At 51.0% G+C, this 17,025-nt stretch carries 15 protein-coding genes; 4 read left to right on the forward strand and 11 right to left on the reverse strand.

Features of this window, described 5'->3' with window-relative positions:
- Positions 1–11: 11 nt before the first annotated feature.
- From glsB to trmB, 3 genes are all read right to left on the reverse strand, one after another.
- Positions 12–938 carry a glutaminase B gene (gene glsB, locus ED901_RS12735; RefSeq protein WP_056773280.1) on the reverse strand — a complete coding sequence of 309 codons (927 nt, stop codon included), beginning with the start codon at positions 936–938 and terminating at the stop codon, positions 12–14.
- Positions 939–1,012: 74 nt separating this feature from the next.
- Positions 1,013–1,339 carry a YggL family protein gene (locus ED901_RS12740; RefSeq protein ID WP_056773283.1) on the reverse strand — a complete coding sequence of 109 codons (327 nt, stop codon included), beginning with the start codon at positions 1,337–1,339 and terminating at the stop codon, positions 1,013–1,015.
- On the reverse strand, positions 1,339–2,058 hold the full coding sequence (gene trmB, locus ED901_RS12745; RefSeq protein ID WP_122096085.1) for a tRNA (guanosine(46)-N7)-methyltransferase TrmB: 720 nt from the start codon (positions 2,056–2,058) through the stop codon (positions 1,339–1,341). The genes ED901_RS12740 and trmB overlap by 1 nt, the downstream gene beginning before the upstream one ends.
- A gap of 222 nt (positions 2,059–2,280) precedes the next feature.
- On the opposite strand from trmB, the gene mutY reads away from it, so the two are divergent.
- From mutY to mltC, 3 genes are all read left to right on the forward strand, one after another.
- Complete coding sequence (gene mutY / locus ED901_RS12750) at positions 2,281–3,375, forward strand: A/G-specific adenine glycosylase (RefSeq protein ID WP_205965101.1); 1,095 nt, start codon at positions 2,281–2,283, stop codon at positions 3,373–3,375.
- A complete protein-coding gene (locus ED901_RS12755; protein WP_056773291.1) occupies positions 3,372–3,644 on the forward strand; it encodes an oxidative damage protection protein in 273 nt (90 codons plus the stop codon). Before mutY ends, ED901_RS12755 begins: the two co-directional genes overlap by 4 nt.
- 74 nt (positions 3,645–3,718) lie before the next feature.
- Positions 3,719–4,798 (forward strand): membrane-bound lytic murein transglycosylase MltC, encoded by a 1,080-nt coding sequence (gene mltC / locus ED901_RS12760; protein WP_056773294.1) that lies wholly within the window; start codon positions 3,719–3,721, stop codon positions 4,796–4,798.
- 51 nt (positions 4,799–4,849) lie between these two features.
- Here mltC and ED901_RS12765 read toward each other — a convergent pair whose 3' ends face one another.
- Together ED901_RS12765 and ED901_RS12770 are read right to left on the reverse strand one after the other, a co-directional pair.
- Complete coding sequence (locus ED901_RS12765) at positions 4,850–6,007, reverse strand: glycosyltransferase family 4 protein (RefSeq protein ID WP_122096087.1); 1,158 nt, start codon at positions 6,005–6,007, stop codon at positions 4,850–4,852.
- A 22-nt stretch (positions 6,008–6,029) separates the two neighbouring features.
- Complete coding sequence (locus ED901_RS12770; protein ID WP_162997861.1) at positions 6,030–7,259, reverse strand: asparagine synthase-related protein; 1,230 nt, start codon at positions 7,257–7,259, stop codon at positions 6,030–6,032.
- Between the two features lie 232 nt (positions 7,260–7,491).
- Between ED901_RS12770 and ED901_RS12775 the strand changes: the two genes are divergently transcribed.
- Complete coding sequence (locus ED901_RS12775; protein ID WP_122096089.1) at positions 7,492–8,709, forward strand: oligosaccharide flippase family protein; 1,218 nt, start codon at positions 7,492–7,494, stop codon at positions 8,707–8,709.
- Here ED901_RS12775 and ED901_RS12780 read toward each other — a convergent pair.
- The 6 genes from ED901_RS12780 to ED901_RS25220 all read right to left on the reverse strand — a co-directional run.
- A complete protein-coding gene (locus ED901_RS12780) occupies positions 8,695–9,747 on the reverse strand; it encodes a hypothetical protein (protein WP_122096090.1) in 1,053 nt (350 codons plus the stop codon). The two genes, ED901_RS12775 and ED901_RS12780, sit on opposite strands and share 15 nt — an antisense overlap.
- A 12-nt stretch (positions 9,748–9,759) precedes the next feature.
- Positions 9,760–11,898, reverse strand: a complete 2,139-nt coding sequence (locus ED901_RS12785; protein WP_162997862.1) for a polysaccharide biosynthesis tyrosine autokinase — start codon at positions 11,896–11,898, stop codon at positions 9,760–9,762.
- 19 nt (positions 11,899–11,917) lie between these two features.
- Positions 11,918–12,373 (reverse strand): protein tyrosine phosphatase, encoded by a 456-nt coding sequence (locus ED901_RS12790; RefSeq protein WP_240993916.1) that lies wholly within the window; start codon positions 12,371–12,373, stop codon positions 11,918–11,920.
- Positions 12,361–13,509, reverse strand: a complete 1,149-nt coding sequence (locus tag ED901_RS12795; protein WP_122096092.1) for a polysaccharide export protein — start codon at positions 13,507–13,509, stop codon at positions 12,361–12,363. The genes ED901_RS12790 and ED901_RS12795 overlap by 13 nt, the downstream gene beginning before the upstream one ends.
- A 602-nt stretch (positions 13,510–14,111) precedes the next feature.
- Complete coding sequence (gene speF, locus ED901_RS12800; protein ID WP_122096093.1) at positions 14,112–16,274, reverse strand: ornithine decarboxylase SpeF; 2,163 nt, start codon at positions 16,272–16,274, stop codon at positions 14,112–14,114.
- A gap of 466 nt (positions 16,275–16,740) precedes the next feature.
- Positions 16,741–17,025 (reverse strand): hypothetical protein (locus tag ED901_RS25220; protein ID WP_205965094.1); only part of this gene is annotated, 285 nt, incomplete at its 5' end.

Raw genomic sequence — 17,025 nt, forward strand, 5'->3', positions numbered from 1 at the left:
AAACAGCAAATTCAAAAAATTGAACGGCCAATACGTTGCGCCAGTAATTCTAAGGCAGCAATACCGGCCAAAGAGTTCCCTGCCGCGTCAAGTTCCGGTGACCACACCGCAATGCACATCTCTCCGGGCACCACGGCCAGAATGCCGCCGCCAACACCGGATTTTCCCGGCATGCCTACGCGATAGGCAAATTCACCGGCACCGTCATACATGCCGCTGGTCACCATCATGGCGTTAATCTGCCGCGCCTGACGGGCATCAATCAGCGGCTGTTCGCTGCCCAGCGGATGGCCCTTGTTCGCCAGATACACAAAGGTTCGCGCCAGTTCTTCACAGCTCATACGCAACGCGCAGTAATGAAAATAGGTATGCAACACCGTGATGACGTCATTCTCGAAATTGCCGAAAGACTTCATCAGGTACGCAATCGCCGCGTTGCGATCAGAATGATCGAATTCTGAACGTGCAACGTGCCGATCGTAGTTGAGATCTGCCGATCCGGCCAGCTGACGCACCACTTCCAGCATTCTTTGCTTGGGCGCAGTCAGGCGGGTTTGCAGCATATCGCAGACAACCAGCGCGCCCGGATTGATGAACGGATTGCGCGGTTTGCCCTGCTCCAGTTCCAGCTGCACCAGCGAATTGAAGGGCTGACCGGAAGGTTCTTTACCGACACGCTGCCAGATTTCACTTTCCTGATAACGGGTCAGCGCCAGCGTGAGACTGAGCACTTTGGAGATCGACTGAATTGAGAATCGGGTATTGGCGTCACCGGCACGAAAGATCTCTCCTTTCGTGGTACACACGGCGATCCCTAAATGATCGGGGCTGACTTCTGCCAGCGCAGGAATATAGTCGGCGACTTTGCCACGGCCAATAAGCGGCCTGACCTGCTGAAGAATATCGTCCAGCAAACTGTTATCAAGTTCGGTGCCCAACGTCCTGCCTCCAGATGTAACAAAGGTGCCGGAAGGCACCTTTCAAAGATTCAAAATTCATCTTACCGGCAGAATCAATCCCACCAGATATCGAATAACTCTGAAACTTCCACGTCTTCCATTTTATGGTCTTCTAACCATTTTTTGATTTGCGCGCGATGTTCATCAGTGCAATGACCGATGTCCTGACGGCAAACCAGACCTTCCCACTGCAGATAACCACTGCCATCGAAGGCCAGTTTGTTTGGCTCGATCACACCTTCAATAAATTGATCCAGTGATTCGTCGATGGTTTCTACCGCGGTACCTTCCGGGAAACGCCATTTTACAGAGAAGCCCAGTTCCTGGAACTCGGCAATGTGTAACTTCTTACGTAAACGACGACTGCGATTTGTAGCCATTATTGCTTCCTCTCAAACATCAGATCCCATACGCCGTGGCCTAAACGCTGGCCACGCATTTCGAACTTGGTTACCGGGCGCGATTCCGGGCGCGGTACATAGTTGTTTTCCTGCGAGAGGTTTTTCCAGTTTTCTAAGCTGGTCATCACCTCAAGCATGTGTTCGGCATACGGCTCCCAGTCGGTTGCCATGTGGAATACGCCGCCCACTTTCAGTTTACTGCGCAGCAGTTCAACGAATGCTGGCTGGACAATCCGGCGCTTATTATGACGCGCTTTGTGCCACGGGTCAGGAAAGAATAGCTGCACCATGTCGAGCGAGCCATCCGGGATCATTTTTTCCAGCACTTCCACCGCATCGTGACACATCACGCGCAGGTTGCTGACGCCCTCTTCGTGCGCGGTAGCCAGGCAGGCACCGACGCCCGGCGAGTGCACTTCAATGCCGATAAAGTTCTGCTGCGGGTTGTTCTGCGCCATGGTCACCAGCGACGTGCCCATGCCAAAACCGATTTCCAGCACAACGGGCGCTGAGCGGCCAAACAGGGTAGCAATGTCCAGCGGTTCTGCCTGATATTCCACGCCCATCACCGGCCAGAAGTTGTCCAGCGCGTGTTGCTGACCTTTGGTCAGACGGCCCTGACGGCGGACAAAACTACGGATACGGCGCATAGCGCGACCGTTCTCGTCGAACTCCGGTGAAATGACGTCGTTTTTCATGGTGTTTCCACTCCGTTAGGCAAGACAGGGTATTCGGTCGCTGCGGTAATTTGGTCATTAACTATGAAGAATGGCGCATTATCCAAACTTACTCCCGATAAGCAAGGTTTGCGGACATGAAATACGTCAATACAGTCCGGAAAGTTCCGGTTTACAGCCACTCGGCAACTGTGATGTGATCAGCCCCGTCTTTTAACCCTGCCGGACTGTAATTCACCCATGATGAAAGCCCCTGGTTTCCTGGAAGCCAACCGTTTCTCGCCCCTGGTACTCGACTGGTATCAGCGCTATGGCCGCAAAACACTGCCGTGGCAAATCGAAAAAACGCCTTACAAAGTCTGGCTTTCAGAAGTGATGTTGCAACAAACCCAGGTTGCGACGGTGATCCCTTATTTTGAACGCTTTATGCAGCGTTTCCCGACGGTTTCCGATCTCGCGGCCGCGCCGCTGGATGAGGTGCTGCATCTGTGGACCGGCCTCGGGTATTACGCCCGCGCGCGCAACTTACATAAGGCCGCGCAGACCATCGCCAGCCAGCACGGCGGCGTGTTCCCGACGACCTTCGACGCGATCCTCGCCCTGCCCGGCATTGGCCGCTCAACGGCAGGAGCGGTGTTATCGCTGGCGCTGAATCAGCACTATCCCATTTTAGACGGGAATGTGAAGCGCGTGCTGGCCCGTTGCTATGCCGTGGACGGCTGGCCGGGCGAGAAGAAAACTGAGAACCGTTTGTGGGCGATAAGTGAAGACGTCACACCGGCTAAAAACGTTGCCCAGTTTAATCAGGCGATGATGGATCTCGGGGCGATGGTCTGCACGCGCAGCAAACCGAAGTGCGAGTTGTGCCCGGTGAAATCGGGCTGCGAAGCCTATGCGCACAACAGCTGGGCAAAATATCCCTGCAAAAAACCCAAGAAAACCCTGCCGGAAAGAACCGCGTTTATGCTGATGATTCAGCAGGAAGACAAAGTCTGGCTGGAGCAACGTCCGCCCGTTGGCCTGTGGGGCGGCTTGTTCTGCTTCCCGCAATTTTCCACGGAAGAGGAACTGGCGCAGGGGCTGAAAAAATACGGCGTGACGCAAAATCAGTTGCAGCAGCAAACCTCTTTTCGCCACACGTTCAGCCATTTCCATCTGGATATCGTCCCGATGTGGTTAAATCTGCGAACATCTGCGGGTTGCATGGATGAAGGTGCGGGTCTCTGGTATAACTTAGCGCAACCACAATTCGTCGGGCTGGCCGCGCCGGTTGAGCGTTTGCTGACTCAGCTGGCAAAAGAACCGTCCCCAAAAACGATCAATAAGGAATCAGTATGAGCAGAACCATTTTTTGCACTTTCCTGAAGCAGGATGCCGAAGGGCAGGATTTCCAGCTGTACCCTGGTGAGATTGGTAAACGCATTTATAACGAGATTTCGAAAGAAGCCTGGTCACGCTGGATGAGCAAACAGACCATGCTGATCAATGAGAAAAAACTCAGCATGATGAATCCGGAAGACCGCAAACTGCTGGAACAGGAAATGGTGAATTTCCTGTTTGAGGGCCAGGATGTGCACATTGAAGGCTATACGCCGCCTTCAAACTGATCACTGAGCATCATCAATAACAATAAAGCCGTCGCTTTCGGGTGGCGGCTTCTTTCACCAGAAATGGTTTCAAGATGAAGAAAATTTTAGCTTTGCTGGTTATCGCGCCAATGCTGATCTCCTGCTCCGGCAGTAAGAAAGACCAGTTCAACGAAGCTTACGTAAAAGACACCAATGGATTCGATATTTTGATGGGCCAGTTTGCGCACAATATCGAGAACATCTGGGGCATGAATGAAGTGCTGATCGCCGGCCCGAAAGACTACGTGAAGTATAGCGATCAGTATTACACCCGCAGCCACATCAACTTTGATGCGGGTACCATCACCCTTGAAACGATTTCCGGCACCGATCCGGCTGCCAGCCTGCGTCAGGCGATCATCAGCACCTTACTGGTGGGTGAAGATCCGGGCAACGTCGACCTCTATTCCGATGTCAACGATATTGAGATCAGCCGTGAACCGATGCTGTACGGGCAGGTGCTCGACAACACCGGTAAACCGATCCGCTGGGAAGGCCGTGCCGCCAGCTTTGCCGACTATCTGATTCAAAACAAACTGATGCGCCGCCAGTCCGGCCTGCACGTCATCTATTCCGTCACCATCCAGATGGTGCCGAACCACCTGAATCAGCGTGCGCATAAATACCTGCCAATGATCCGCGAAGCTTCGGCCAAATACGGCGTCGATCAGTCGCTGATTCTGGCGATCATGCAAACCGAATCTGCCTTTAACCCGTATGCGGTGAGCCATGCCGATGCGCTCGGGCTGATGCAGGTTGTGCAGCACACTGCGGGCGTAGATGTGTTTAAGTCCGAAGGAAAATGGGGCAAGCCTAGCCGCAGCTATCTGTTTGATCCGCAAAATAATATCAATACCGGTACTGCTTATCTGGCGATATTGCAGAAGGTGTATCTGAGTAACATTAATGACCCGACGGCACGCCGCTATGCGGTGATCACCGCCTACAACGGCGGAGCCGGCAGCGTGTTACGCGTCTTCTCACGGGATAAAACGCAGGCCTTTAACATCATCAACAATATGTCAGCCGGTGATGTGTACGACACACTGACCACCAAACACCCGTCTGCGGAATCACGCCGTTATCTCTACAAAGTGAACAACACGCAACGCGGTTATCGTCGTATTGATTAAAATTCAGCGCATTAAGCATGAAAACGGAGATTCTTAGAGTCTCCGTTTTTTTTAGCTTAACGAACACTTTCCAGTCTTTGGCGAAAGCGCTTCATTTATTGCGTTCAGATAACGGCTGATAATGATGTGCTCGTCAAACTCACGCACCATTTTCTGCCTGCTCTTCGCCCCCATATCGAGCCGCTCGGCATGCGTAAGATTAATCATTTTTTCCATGCAGGCGACCAGGCTGTCCGTACTTTGCGGTGTGCACAGATACCCGTTAACCCCTTCGTCCACCGTTTCGCGGCATCCGATATTATCTGTGGTAATAATCGGTTTTCCGGCCGCCCCCGCTTCCAGCAAAGATTTCGGAACCCCCTCACGATAAAACGAGGGCAGTACCACGCAGTCAATCTGTCTCAGCTCATTTTCGACGTTGTCGGAAATACCTAAATAATGAATCATGCCCTCGGCAATCCACGACGTCATTCTCTCGGTTTTCACCGCCGCCGGATTGTTGCCATCGAGAAAACCCAGCAAACGGAATTCACACCGGTCGCCGTAAATTCTTTTCAGTCTGCGGGCTGCATCGACATAATGTTCCACGCCCTTTGAATAGAGCATCCGCGCAATCAGGATGAAACGCACCACGCCGTCATCAGCCGCGGGCATCATCTCAAAGCGGGCCAGATCAACCCCCGATCCCGGAAGGCGTTCGGTTCGCGAATAGCCAGGAATAATTTCCGTCAGAAACAGGGTACGGTCGTCTTCATTCTGAAAGAATATTCTGGCCGCACTACGCTGACTGAATTTATACAGCAAACGGCAAATAACACAGACCGCCCCGCCGTTGATGAAAACATTTCCAAGACCTGCGACATTATTTATTACCGGTTTACGAAACAGCCACGCCACCAGAGAAAAATAGATATTATTTTTCGGGGTGAAATTCAAAACCAGATCACACTTCATCCTGAGAAAAATGAGGAAAATTGACATTATCGTCAGCGAATCCTTGAATGGATTTATTCCTCCCGAATCGATTGATAAAGGGATAAATTTGCATCCCAGTGAGGAAAGCACACCGGAATAGCCGTCTTCCGGTGCTAATGCGATGACGTCGTAACCTTGTTCAAGCATCGCCTTAATGGTGTTCTTTCTGAAGTTGTAAAGATACCAACTGCTATTAGCGGTAATAGCGATACGTTTAGCCGGGATTTTCTTCATAAACATTCCTTGTTTTCAATGATTACTGTGTTTTCTTCAAAATACAATTCAGGGAGAATTGTTTTACTGTCAGTTTCTCGGTGGTGAATTCCACCTGAAAGGGGCTGGTTCTGCTGCTGTTTAAAAAACCAGGCCAGAAAGTCTTTGCCAGACAGGTTATCGGGGATTTATAAATACCTTGTTTAATGCTGCACGACGCATCCAGATAAAAATACTTATCCACCATCGTTTTCTCGAGGAAGGGTAATTTAAAGGCATAATTCAGAGACTCTGCCAGTAAATATTTCTGCATTTCTCTGGCGGGTAATATTCTGAACATAAAAAGGTAGCGAATCACGAGATGGAAATCGTCAAGGTTTTTACTGAGTTCAGCCAGTTCACTCTCCAGATATTGTTTAACTTCATTATCCGCCGGCAATATTATCGCGGTATCTTCTGCTAATGACTGAATTAACATCGCCGCAGGCGTGGGGGCGGCCAGACATTTCAGCACTTTCGTGGCCCGGTAGATTTTTCTGCCCAGATGGCTGCTCTTATTTTTCCATACGGGCAAAAACGTGCCGAATGTCGACAGCGCCCGGACTCCCCGGCGGCGATAGAGATCGTACAATTTATCGTGCGGAAGCCCGCAGAACAGGGAATCAGCCCCCTGCCCGTCGAGGACTGCAAGGCCGGTTTCGGCTTTTGCCGCCGTGACCAGCGCCGGGATCACCAGTGCAATTTTGTCGGCAACAGGTTCAAGGGTCAGACGAATAAAATCACCGGCGACGGCACTCAGATCGCTTTCGATCGAAACGTGTTTAAATACTGTCGCCGTGTCTGCACACATTTTTTTCGCTTTGGTTGTTTCTTGCGGCATAGACGCCATAAAACAATGGATGGCACAGCGGGTTTTATTCAGCTGATTAGAAATACCCAGTAACAGCGAGGAATCCAGCCCGCCGCTAAATAAGACCTGATAATCAGATTCATTTTGCGCGAGCGAATGTTGCAGATCCGCCAGAAGTTGCGGCCCTGTCTCAACCTGATGCTGCGCATTTTCATTGTCGAAAGAGTGACGGACAGGATAAAGCGTCTTAAATGTCAGCGGATTGGACATCACTACGCCAATATAAGGCGCCAGTAAATAAACGTTTTTATACAGCGTAAAAGGCGGTGCAATAAACCCATAACGCAGATAGAAATCCTGTGCATCAGCATTAATTTCCAGGTCTGAATCAGCATTTATTTCACTGAGATTATCAGATATCACAACATGATCATTACAACGCGTAATAAAACGTCGCGCCCTGATGTGCTCATTATAAATCACGTTATTGTCATAACGCAGCCCCAGAGTTTTAAGCACACTGCCTTGCAATATCTCACCAATACTTATTTTTAATAGCATAGATGTCCTTATTCAAAATCATTTAACTGTCCACCGGTGAAACAACCAGATAAAATCCCCGTCAAAATGGAACGTGAGCTTTAAGGCATTCAGGATGAAAAAAATTCTTCGGCTTAACGAGGTGGCAAAAAATCTGCTCAACCTCACCTCAATAAATGTACTTAATTTACTGGTGACATTAGTCACCATTCCCTTTCTTTCCCGTGTACTGGGGCCGGAGCACTACGGTTACTATTTTATTTTTATATCCGCTTCTCTCTTCGCCACCATTATGACTGATTACAGCACCCAAATAACCGGCGTGCGTGACGTGGCGAAAAACAAGGATCCCCGGCAGTTGCCGCGTCTCTACGCGCAATATCAGGCTGTACGGTTTGTCGCGGGCTTATTTTCTTGCCTGATTTTTACGGTATATACCGCCTGCGTTATTCCGGGCATTTCACTGCCGGTCATTGCCGCCTATTATCTGATTGTGGTTTCCGGCCATTACCTGACAGCCAGCTGGTTTCATCAGGGAATTTCCCAGCTCAGCGCGCTGGCAGTGGCGACCCTTCTCTCCCGCCTGGTACACATTGTCGCGCTCTTACTGTGGGTCCGCTCCCCGGCGGACATGCTGCTGGCCGTCTTCATCAATGCCCTGGCCTATTTGCTTACCGGGCTTTACGCCGTCAGATGTCGTCATACCCAAAACGGCCTCAGAGAAAATGTAGAATTCACCGGATTGTGGTCACGCCTCTGTGCAGGCCGGGACAGCTTTATCGGTGACTTTGCGCCAAACCTCTACAGCAATATTCCGCTACTGATCATCGGATCGCTGGTCAGCCCCGCCGTTTTTGCCGGTTTCAGTATCGCGATGCGTCTGGTGGCCATTGCCGGTTCGGTGCAACTTATGCTCTCTAAAGCCGCTTACCCGATCATTGCGAAAGGCAAAGGCACTTTTGGCCGCCTGCTGCAGCTCAATGTGTTGCTTTCAGCGCTGCCGGTACTGGCGATCTTTATGTTCGGCGATCGTTGCGTCACGCTTTTTCTCGGTTCCGGTTACCCGGACGTCACGGGTTATCTCAAACTTCTCAGCGCGGGAATTTTATTCAACGGCATGCTGACCGCGTATTCCTACGGCTATTTTCTTCCCCGTCACCTTGACCGCGAGTTCCGCAACATCTCTCTGTTCGTCTCACTGGTTTCTGCCGTGACCGGCTATGTGCTGATTTATCTCTTTTCTGTCACTGGCGCGATCGCCATGTTTGTTTTTGCCAGAATGCTTTTCGTCATGTGTTACGCGCTGACTCACCGGCGTCTATCCCGCCGGTGAAGTGTGCAATAACCGGCGATTTTCTTCCGCTATATATAAAATAAACAAGCACATAGGAAAGATAAAACCTGAGCGATAGCGCACCGCCGATCCCGGATTAAATAAACCGAACGGGTAATGTGCTATCAGCAAGGCGAAGGTAAAGGTGAAAACCAGCGTCAGACTCAGCACATTGATATAACCGCGATGAAATGCCGCTCTCGCGCACTGGAACACCACAAAACCCGCCAAAAAAATGCCTTCGAGAAAGAACGGCAACATCTTCGGCGCGGCCAGAGCTTCAAACAACGTCGGCCCGATAAACGACACCGGCAATCCCGCGGGTAAATAGGTAAAAAAGTCATACTCGTTCAGCCAAAAATCATTGGTGCGGGTGCTGCTGCTGTTGGCAGAAAAATGTAACGGTATGATCTGGGTGTACTCATAGATCAGATCCATGTAGTGAATCGCCACCGCCACGGTGCACAGCAATGCTATGGTTAACAGCGCCAGAAGAATCTCCCTTCTGAACCCCATCCGAAAAATTGTGATAGCCAGCGCTGAAAGATAAATACACACCGAATAATGCGGTTTCATAAAGGTCAGCAACGCCAGACCCAGCAACTGAAACAGCGAGAAAAACACCCTTCGCTGACTGAGAAGATCAATCAGCCCGCCGGTACACAGGCAGAACGAAAACAGCACAAACACTTCTTTTGACAGAATTGACGTCCAGACGCCAAATGAAGGCAGCAACATCAGCACAAAAACCAGCCGGATATTTCCCGATGAAAACTCCGCCTTCTCCAGCAGATAAACCATTCCCCACACCGATAAAATCAGTGAAAAAACATAACTGCCGATATTCCCCAATGCAGCGCCGATAAGTGACATCAGGTAAGCGGTACTGGCCAGATTATTCCGCTCCAGATATTCGCCATTCAGATAATCACCGGTATCCCCAAGCGAAGTGAACCGCGCAAAAACCAGTACGGCGAAGAACGCGTAGGCAATTTTTATCAGGCAAATTCCGCTGAGTTGCTGTCTGGATGTGTACATATCTTTCCCGGCTCAGCTTTTCTTATTCATGGCGTACTGGTAATTCTCATAATGCCCGTGTCGGAAGAACTGCGCGGCACGACGGTGCGTGGCGTTAAGCACCACGCCATTGACCTCATACCCTTCCTGGGCGAATTGTGTCAGGGAAATATCCAGTTCATCTGGCGTGGTGACTTCAAAACGCGCCACCATCAGGTTCACGCCGGAGTAATTAGCAATGATCATGGCATCGCCCACTGCCATCACCGGTGGCGTATCGAAGATCACCACATCGTAATGCTCGCTTGCCCACTGGCAAAAAGCAGGAAAACGCGGCGTCAGCAGCAATTCAGAAGGATTGGATGGCGCCGTTCCCCGCGTCATCACATCCAGATTGCTCACGCGGGTGTGATGAATGGCCTGCCCGAAGGCCAAACCCGACGATAACAACTCAGACAATCCGGGCGCATAACCCACATTGAAGATGTTGTGCAGATAGCCACGTCGCATATCGGCATCCACCAGCAAAACCCGCAAATCAGACTGCGCAAACACAACGGCCAGATTACTGCTGATAAAGCTTTTGCCAATATGGCTGGTGGCACCGGCCAGCATCAGAATTTTATTTTCAGCCTGTTTAAGCTGGAAATACAGGCTGGTGCGCAGGCTGCGGATGGCTTCAATGGCGCTGTCGTCCGGCGCGGAAATGGCCAGTAAGGGCTCACTGACGCCACTGCGTTCACCTTGCTGCTTTTTCGAATAAGGGATGCTGCTGAAAACGCTGAACCCCATTTGCCGGAGTTGATCCGAGCCGCTGATCCCGCGCCTGAAAACATTGCGAATAAAGACCAGCGCGATGGAAAGCACCAGGCCGAGCACCGCTCCCGTCAGCACCAGCTGGCGGTTTTTAGGGTAGATCGGCTGCGGTAAAACCTCTGCGGCATCAACAATATGGACATTCCCTACCGTGCTGACCGTGTCGATATTCAGCTCCTGCTGTTTATTGAGCAGCAACATGTAAATGTCCTGCGCCGACTGGACATCGCGGGTCAGGCGAAACACATTTTGCTGCGTTTCCGGCATGGCGCTGATTTTATTGCCCAGCGCGGCTTTGGCTTTTTCCAGTGCCTGCTTCTTCTCAAGCAGGGCCCGGAAGGCCGGGTGTGCCGGGGTATAGCGTTTTGAGAGGTCCGACTGCTCCACTTTCAGCGCACTGAGCTGAGAATCGATTTCCACACCAGAATCCAGAATCGTGCGGGCTTCCATCGGTAAATCGATCGAACCCCTCTCTTTGCGAAAAAGGTTCAGCCGGGATTCTGCTTTTTCCAGCTGAGCTTTGATGAGCGGCAGTTGATGCTGAACAAACGTCAGGCTTTTACGCGCTGATTCAGATTTTTTATCAATACTTTTATGCACATAGTTATCACTGATCGAACTTAATATCCGCCGGATGGTTTTGGGATCTTCGCCCAGCAGCGAGAGCCGCAGCATGCCGGTATCCTTCGACGATTCGACCACATTCAGGTTTTTCTCGAGGTTCTTGATTGCCTTAAACGGATTGATTTTGGTCAGCGTGAAACGGGTATCCGGCGAGGCATCACTCTGACTGACGACAATCGTCATACCTTCTGCATTCAGGGCTTCCCCGAACCGGCCATGCATCGCGACATTGTCGCCTGCCAGACTGAACCGGCCCTCATCCAGAATCGTCAGGGAGAAAGGCTGATCCAACCTTTCCTCGGGTACGTTAAAAACAGGAACCGTGACCTGAACGTTTCTTTGCCCCAGTAACCGGGCACCGGCTTTGGCAAGATTAAGGAATTTCTCTTGCTCGATCTCGATGTCGAGCCCCATATCCTCCACCGATTTACCCAGGACTGAACGTGATTTTATCAGCACTATTTCCGTACTGGCCGACGAAGTGTCATCAGGCTGAAGGCCATACAACTTACTGAAAATATTCTCCGTGCCTTCTTTTTCAAGCTGGATTAATGCCTCTGCCTGAAAAACCGGGGGCGAGATGATGCCCCACATCAATGCCAGCACGATACCCGCTGCGGTCAAAACGACAATCAGCACTTTACTGTCGAGCAACACGCCCCACAGATAACGGACATCGACCAGATAATCTTCCCCCCTGATCGGCTTTATGACACCCTGCAACTTCTGCATTCTGGATCCTGTTTCTTTTCTATTTGTCATTTATGTCTAAGGCCCGGCCCCAACCTTGCGCAGAAGTGATGAGTTGCTGAGCGATTTGTTCATGCACTGCAAGGCTGCGGTTGAAGGGATCGGTAATATCTTGTTGTGAATCCCAGTAGCTAAAAAGCATGGTTTTCCCTTCAGCCTCCGGGACAATGCGCGCCAGCATGGCGATGTGATGTTTTTCCATCACCAGAATTAAGTCCTGACGACGGCATAACGCCGCATCCAGCTGCCGGGCGCAGTGCCCCCCGGTATCGATCCCGTAACGCGCAGCGACAAGGGCGGCATCCCGGTCAATGTCATGCCCCCTGAGCGCCATCAGCCCGGCAGACCGGATGTCGTGGCCGGGTAAATACTGGCGCAACAAGCGCTCCCCCAGCGGCGAGCGACAAATATTGCCTACGCAAACCACCAGGATGCGCTGACAACTCAGTCTGCCCAATTTTGGGTCCAGCGCGCCGATTCCGTCATGTTGTGGACACCTGCGATAGTGGGCACCAGCTGACTGATCACGCGATTCCAGCGGGTCACCGGCGCGGTGGTCACATAGACGATGTCATAGGGCTGTAAACGGAATTCGGTGCCTAAAATCAGCGCCGTGGCATCTTTTGCGTTCAGCTGATAAATACTCGCTATTTTGGCGTTTTCAGGCTTCTTCCCACGCAGCGAACGGATAACAAATATCCCGCTGGCATCACTGCTTATCTGATCCAGGCCTTCGGCATTGCCCAGCGCTTCCGTCAGCGACATGCCACTGCGATCCATCTTCAGGGTCGCCTGCTTTTTCACTTCGCCCATCACAAACACTTTTAAGTCGTCATTGCGCGGGATGTAGAGAATATCGCCCGAGGTCAGCAGAGTGTTTTGGGTCAGGTCACCGTCTTGCAGCAACCCGGCCAGCGAAAGCGGCAATTCTTTTCCGTTGCGGGTTAAAACCACATGGTTCCAGTCCGCATTTTCGCTGATCCCGCCCGCCTGATTGATGGCATCCATCACGGTCAACGGCACATTGGTAATCGAAACATTGCCACTCTGCGCCACGGCACCGGTCACAAAGACTTTTTGCGAACGGTACTCCGCCACGCTGACTTCCACCTGCGGGGAGGTAATGAACGTGGCCAGCCGCCGGCTCATCAACGTTCGCACTTCAGCGGCCGTTTTACCTTTCACCACCACGTTGCCCACGTAGGGATAGAATATTGTGCCGTCAGCGTGGACTGCGTTTCCGCTGCCGCCACTGTTACGCAGTTGCCCGTCTGGCTGAGTCAGTTCAGGGTGCTCCCAGAGCGTAATATTCAGGACATCACCGACACCGATCAGGTACTGATAATGTTGTACAGCGTGATCGAGTTGCGGATTCGCTTTCGCGACAACGGGTATTGCGCGCTGACGGTCAATCAACTGCGGCGTAATGGGATAGACATCCACCAATGCATTAATTTCCGCGCCATATTCCGGGTCGTTAATAATATGTTTTCCTGACGTCGTTAAATGACTTCCGGGAGCCCACTGGCAGCCAGAAAGTAATAGCGCAGCCGACAGCAGCGCAGAAGAAATTTTATATTTTATTATTTCCATCAACCTGACTTATTTATCGAGAAGGACACTTTTACTTTTAATTTAATTCTTACAGAGTCATAAATAAAAACTATGGCATTAATAATGGCGAATAAAACGACACTCAAAAATTCTTTTTACGCCTTTGGGACAGGCAAACACAATAAGCCTGAGCAACCGAAAACCTATACAAAGGAATGATTGTTGATAAACATTTTAGATACTGCAATGGCAGAAATGACATTATGAGCTTCTGTCAAAAGACAAAAACAAACCTTAAGTTCAATCACTTACATTTCAATTAAGCTATATTAAAAATCTCACGAAAGCAACTCCTCGAAATTTCATCGCGGATGAAGCACGCCTTAATATTTAAAACTTATCATGACAAATGAAAATAAATCGTTATCGAAAGGAGTAACATTGGCTGTTTTATGATGAGTTAATGTCATTTAATCTTATAAAAAGAGGAGTTAATAAGCAGGATACGTGAGGATGTTCACAAATTTATTCAACATTGCACCAGAATATATAAATAAGAATTCTATTTAGATAATGATCTAAAAGTCTTAAAAGTTATGCCCGAATAAAAAATAGACTTTATTATCCGGGCACCTGGTTAATTACTCCGCAATCACATACCCCATCACACGCTTCCAGCCGACCGGTTTTTTCTCAATATACACACCTTGTAATTCCGGTGAGAAACCAGGCAGCAGGTTGATGCCCTCTTCCAGCGCCATAAAGTAACGTTGCACCGCTCCGCCCCACAGTTCGCCGGGCACCACACACAGCACACCCGGAGGATAAGGTAAGGCACCCTCTGCGGCGATGCGGCCTTCGGCTTCGCCAATCGGCACCAGCTCGATATTGTCGCGGATAAACTCGTTGTGCGCGTCCTGCGCATTCATCACCACGGGCGGGAAACTCTTCTCGCGGAACATCTCTTTTTGCAGCTCTTTCACATCAAAACTGACATACAGATTATGCATTTCCTGACACAGCTGGCGGATGGTGCAGTTGCGGTAGCGGTCTTCGTTTTTACGGTAAACCGTCGGCAACACTTCGCTCAGGGGCGCATCTTCTTCGATGTACTGCTCAAAGCGGGCGATCTCCTCAACCAGCAGCTGCATTTTGGCCGGGGTTTCCGCCGGGGTCAGCAGGAACAAAATGGAATTGAGATCGCACTTCTCGGGCACGATGCCGTTTTCACGCAGATAGTTCGCCAGAATGGTCGCCGGGATCCCGAACCCGGTGTATTTACCGGTGGTCGCATCGATACCCGGCGTGGTCAGCAGCAGCTTGCACGGATCGACGAAATACTGCTTCTCTGCATAACCTTCAAAAGCATGCCAGCGCTCGCCCGGCACAAAGTCAAAGAAACGCACATCATTGGCCATTTGCTGCGTGTCATGGTTCTGCCATGCCACGCCGTCGACTACCGGCGGCACGAACGGCAAAATCATCGTGCACTGTTCGAGCAACATTTTGCGGGTTTCGATGCCGAGCTTCACACACTCCATCCACATGTGTTTACCACTGCCACCGGCGTGAATGCGCGCATTGACGTCCAGCGCGGCAAACAGCGGATAAAACGGGCTGGTGGAAGCGTGCATCATAAAGGCGTTATTGAGCTTTTTATGGCTGCAATGGCGTTTCTGGCCTTTGATGTGATTGTCTTTTTTGTGAATTTGCGACGTCTGCGAGAACCCGGCCTGCTGCTTATGCACCGACTGGGTGACGATGATGCCCGGATCGTTTTCGTTCAGTTCCAGCAGCAGCGGCGAGCACTCTTTCATCATCGGAATGAACTGCTCGTAACCGACCCATGCGGAGTCAAACAGGATGTAATCACACAGATGGCCGATTTTATCGACGACCTGACGCGCGTTGTAGACCGTGCCGTCGTAGGTGCCGAGCTGAATGATGGCCAGACGGAACGGACGTTTTTCGCCGGCACGTTCTGGCGCCACCCGCGTGATTTGCTGACGCAGATAGGTTTCATCGAAACAGGCGGCATCGATTCCGCCGATAAAGCCGAACGGGTTACGCGCCGTTTCCAGATACACCGGCGTCGCGCCTGCCTGTAACAGCGCGCCATGATGGTTGGATTTATGGTTATTGCGATCGAAAAGCACCAGATCGCCACGGGTCAGCAAGGCGTTGGTGACCACTTTGTTGGCCGCTGAGGTGCCGTTGAGCACGAAATAGGTTTTGTCCGCGTTAAACACTTTGGCGGCATATTTTTGGGCATCTTTCGCTGATCCTTCATGGATCAGCAAATCGCCCAGTTTGACGTCCGCATTACACATATCAGAGCGGAAAATGTTCGGGCCATAAAAATCGTAGAACTGACGCCCCGCCGGATGGCGACGGAAAAATTCCCCGCCCTGATGCCCCGGACAGGCAAAAGTGGCGTTCTCCATTTCGACATACTTTTTCAGCGTATCGAAAAACGGCGGGAACAGCGCTTCTTCATAAGCCTGCGCCGCAGATTCAATCTGCGCGGCATAAAACGCCTGATTCGCATCAGACAGGGTAATCACGCCTTTCAGCGCCGGTAAAAACTCAGGTGAAACCTGCTCAGTTCCCTGCACGGCAACAAACGCGGGGATGCCAAACCCCAGGCTTTCGATCTCCGCCAGCCTGCCGTGGTTCAGATCCCCGACAGAAATAATGATCGCCGCGACGTCGGCAAAATCGGCGCGACGCAGGTCAGCCACCAGACGCGCGGTCTGGAGGTAAGGGGAAACGGAGGTGCTTGCTGCAAGTTTTAAAAGTTTCATTCAGACTCTCAAACGGTTAAGTAAGAGGGTGTGCCACATGGCACGGCAATGAGCTGGTGCTTACGTCATAAGAGAAAATGCGCAGAGTCCAGCCCGGCAATTGACGCTGGCCTGAGTGAGACGGAACGTTGCCGTGAGGGCAATGGGAGACAGTTCGCGTTTCATGCTCAGCCGCGTCTGACAGACAACAGTAAAATCAGAGGAGTGGCGGGTGTCATTCTCTGTTTTTAATCATGCCTGACAGCGAGCAAAGGGTAGGCTTACCGCATGAAAGGATCTGCAAAAGGAGGAAAACTGACATCGTGGTGTTGACAGCACCCGGAGATCATCATCAGATTTTTTCTGCACGAACATAAAGCCACTGCCGCGCGATGTGATAAACCAGCCATGCCGCAACCCTCTTGAGCTGTCGCGTGAAAACGGGATCAGAGTTGTTTAATAAATCGGCGCAATAATGTCATCTTTCTTATCCCTGTTCAACCCTGAACATTGGGCGAAATTCTTTCAGAATGCGACATCCCGCCGCGGTCAATTGTGGTGTTTTTGCAGGGCATTCACGCATGCCTGAAAGAGATGAAGGGAAAACCGGCAAATCGTCGTAAAAAACATCAGTCGGGTGACGAACCCGGCGGTTGTTACAAAAACCCGTTGACGACACATGCCCAATACGGTTTAATGCGCCCCGTTGCCCGGATAGCTCAGTCGGTAGAGCAAGGGATTGAAAATCCCTGTGTCCTTGGTTCGATTCCGA

It is taken from the genome of Rahnella sp. Larv3_ips (assembly GCF_003697865.1).
Classification (GTDB): Bacteria; Pseudomonadota; Gammaproteobacteria; order Enterobacterales; family Enterobacteriaceae; genus Rahnella; species Rahnella rivi.

Excerpts from the sequence above, each read along its gene's own strand:
- ED901_RS12740 (WP_056773283.1), bottom strand. The coding sequence starts at position 1,339 with ATGGCTACAAATCGCAGTCGTCGTTTACGTAAGAAGTTACACATTGCC.
- trmB (WP_122096085.1), bottom strand. The coding sequence starts at position 2,058 with ATGAAAAACGACGTCATTTCACCGGAGTTCGACGAGAACGGTCGCGCT.
- mutY (WP_205965101.1), top strand. The coding sequence starts at position 2,281 with ATGAAAGCCCCTGGTTTCCTGGAAGCCAACCGTTTCTCGCCCCTGGTA.
- ED901_RS12755 (WP_056773291.1), top strand. The coding sequence starts at position 3,372 with ATGAGCAGAACCATTTTTTGCACTTTCCTGAAGCAGGATGCCGAAGGG.
- mltC (WP_056773294.1), top strand. The coding sequence starts at position 3,719 with ATGAAGAAAATTTTAGCTTTGCTGGTTATCGCGCCAATGCTGATCTCC.
- ED901_RS12765 (WP_122096087.1), bottom strand. The coding sequence starts at position 6,007 with ATGAAGAAAATCCCGGCTAAACGTATCGCTATTACCGCTAATAGCAGT.
- ED901_RS12775 (WP_122096089.1), top strand. The coding sequence starts at position 7,492 with ATGAAAAAAATTCTTCGGCTTAACGAGGTGGCAAAAAATCTGCTCAAC.
- ED901_RS12780 (WP_122096090.1), bottom strand. The coding sequence starts at position 9,747 with ATGTACACATCCAGACAGCAACTCAGCGGAATTTGCCTGATAAAAATT.
- ED901_RS12785 (WP_162997862.1), bottom strand. The coding sequence starts at position 11,898 with ATGCAGAAGTTGCAGGGTGTCATAAAGCCGATCAGGGGGGAAGATTAT.
- ED901_RS12795 (WP_122096092.1), bottom strand. The coding sequence starts at position 13,509 with ATGGAAATAATAAAATATAAAATTTCTTCTGCGCTGCTGTCGGCTGCG.
- speF (WP_122096093.1), bottom strand. The coding sequence starts at position 16,274 with ATGAAACTTTTAAAACTTGCAGCAAGCACCTCCGTTTCCCCTTACCTC.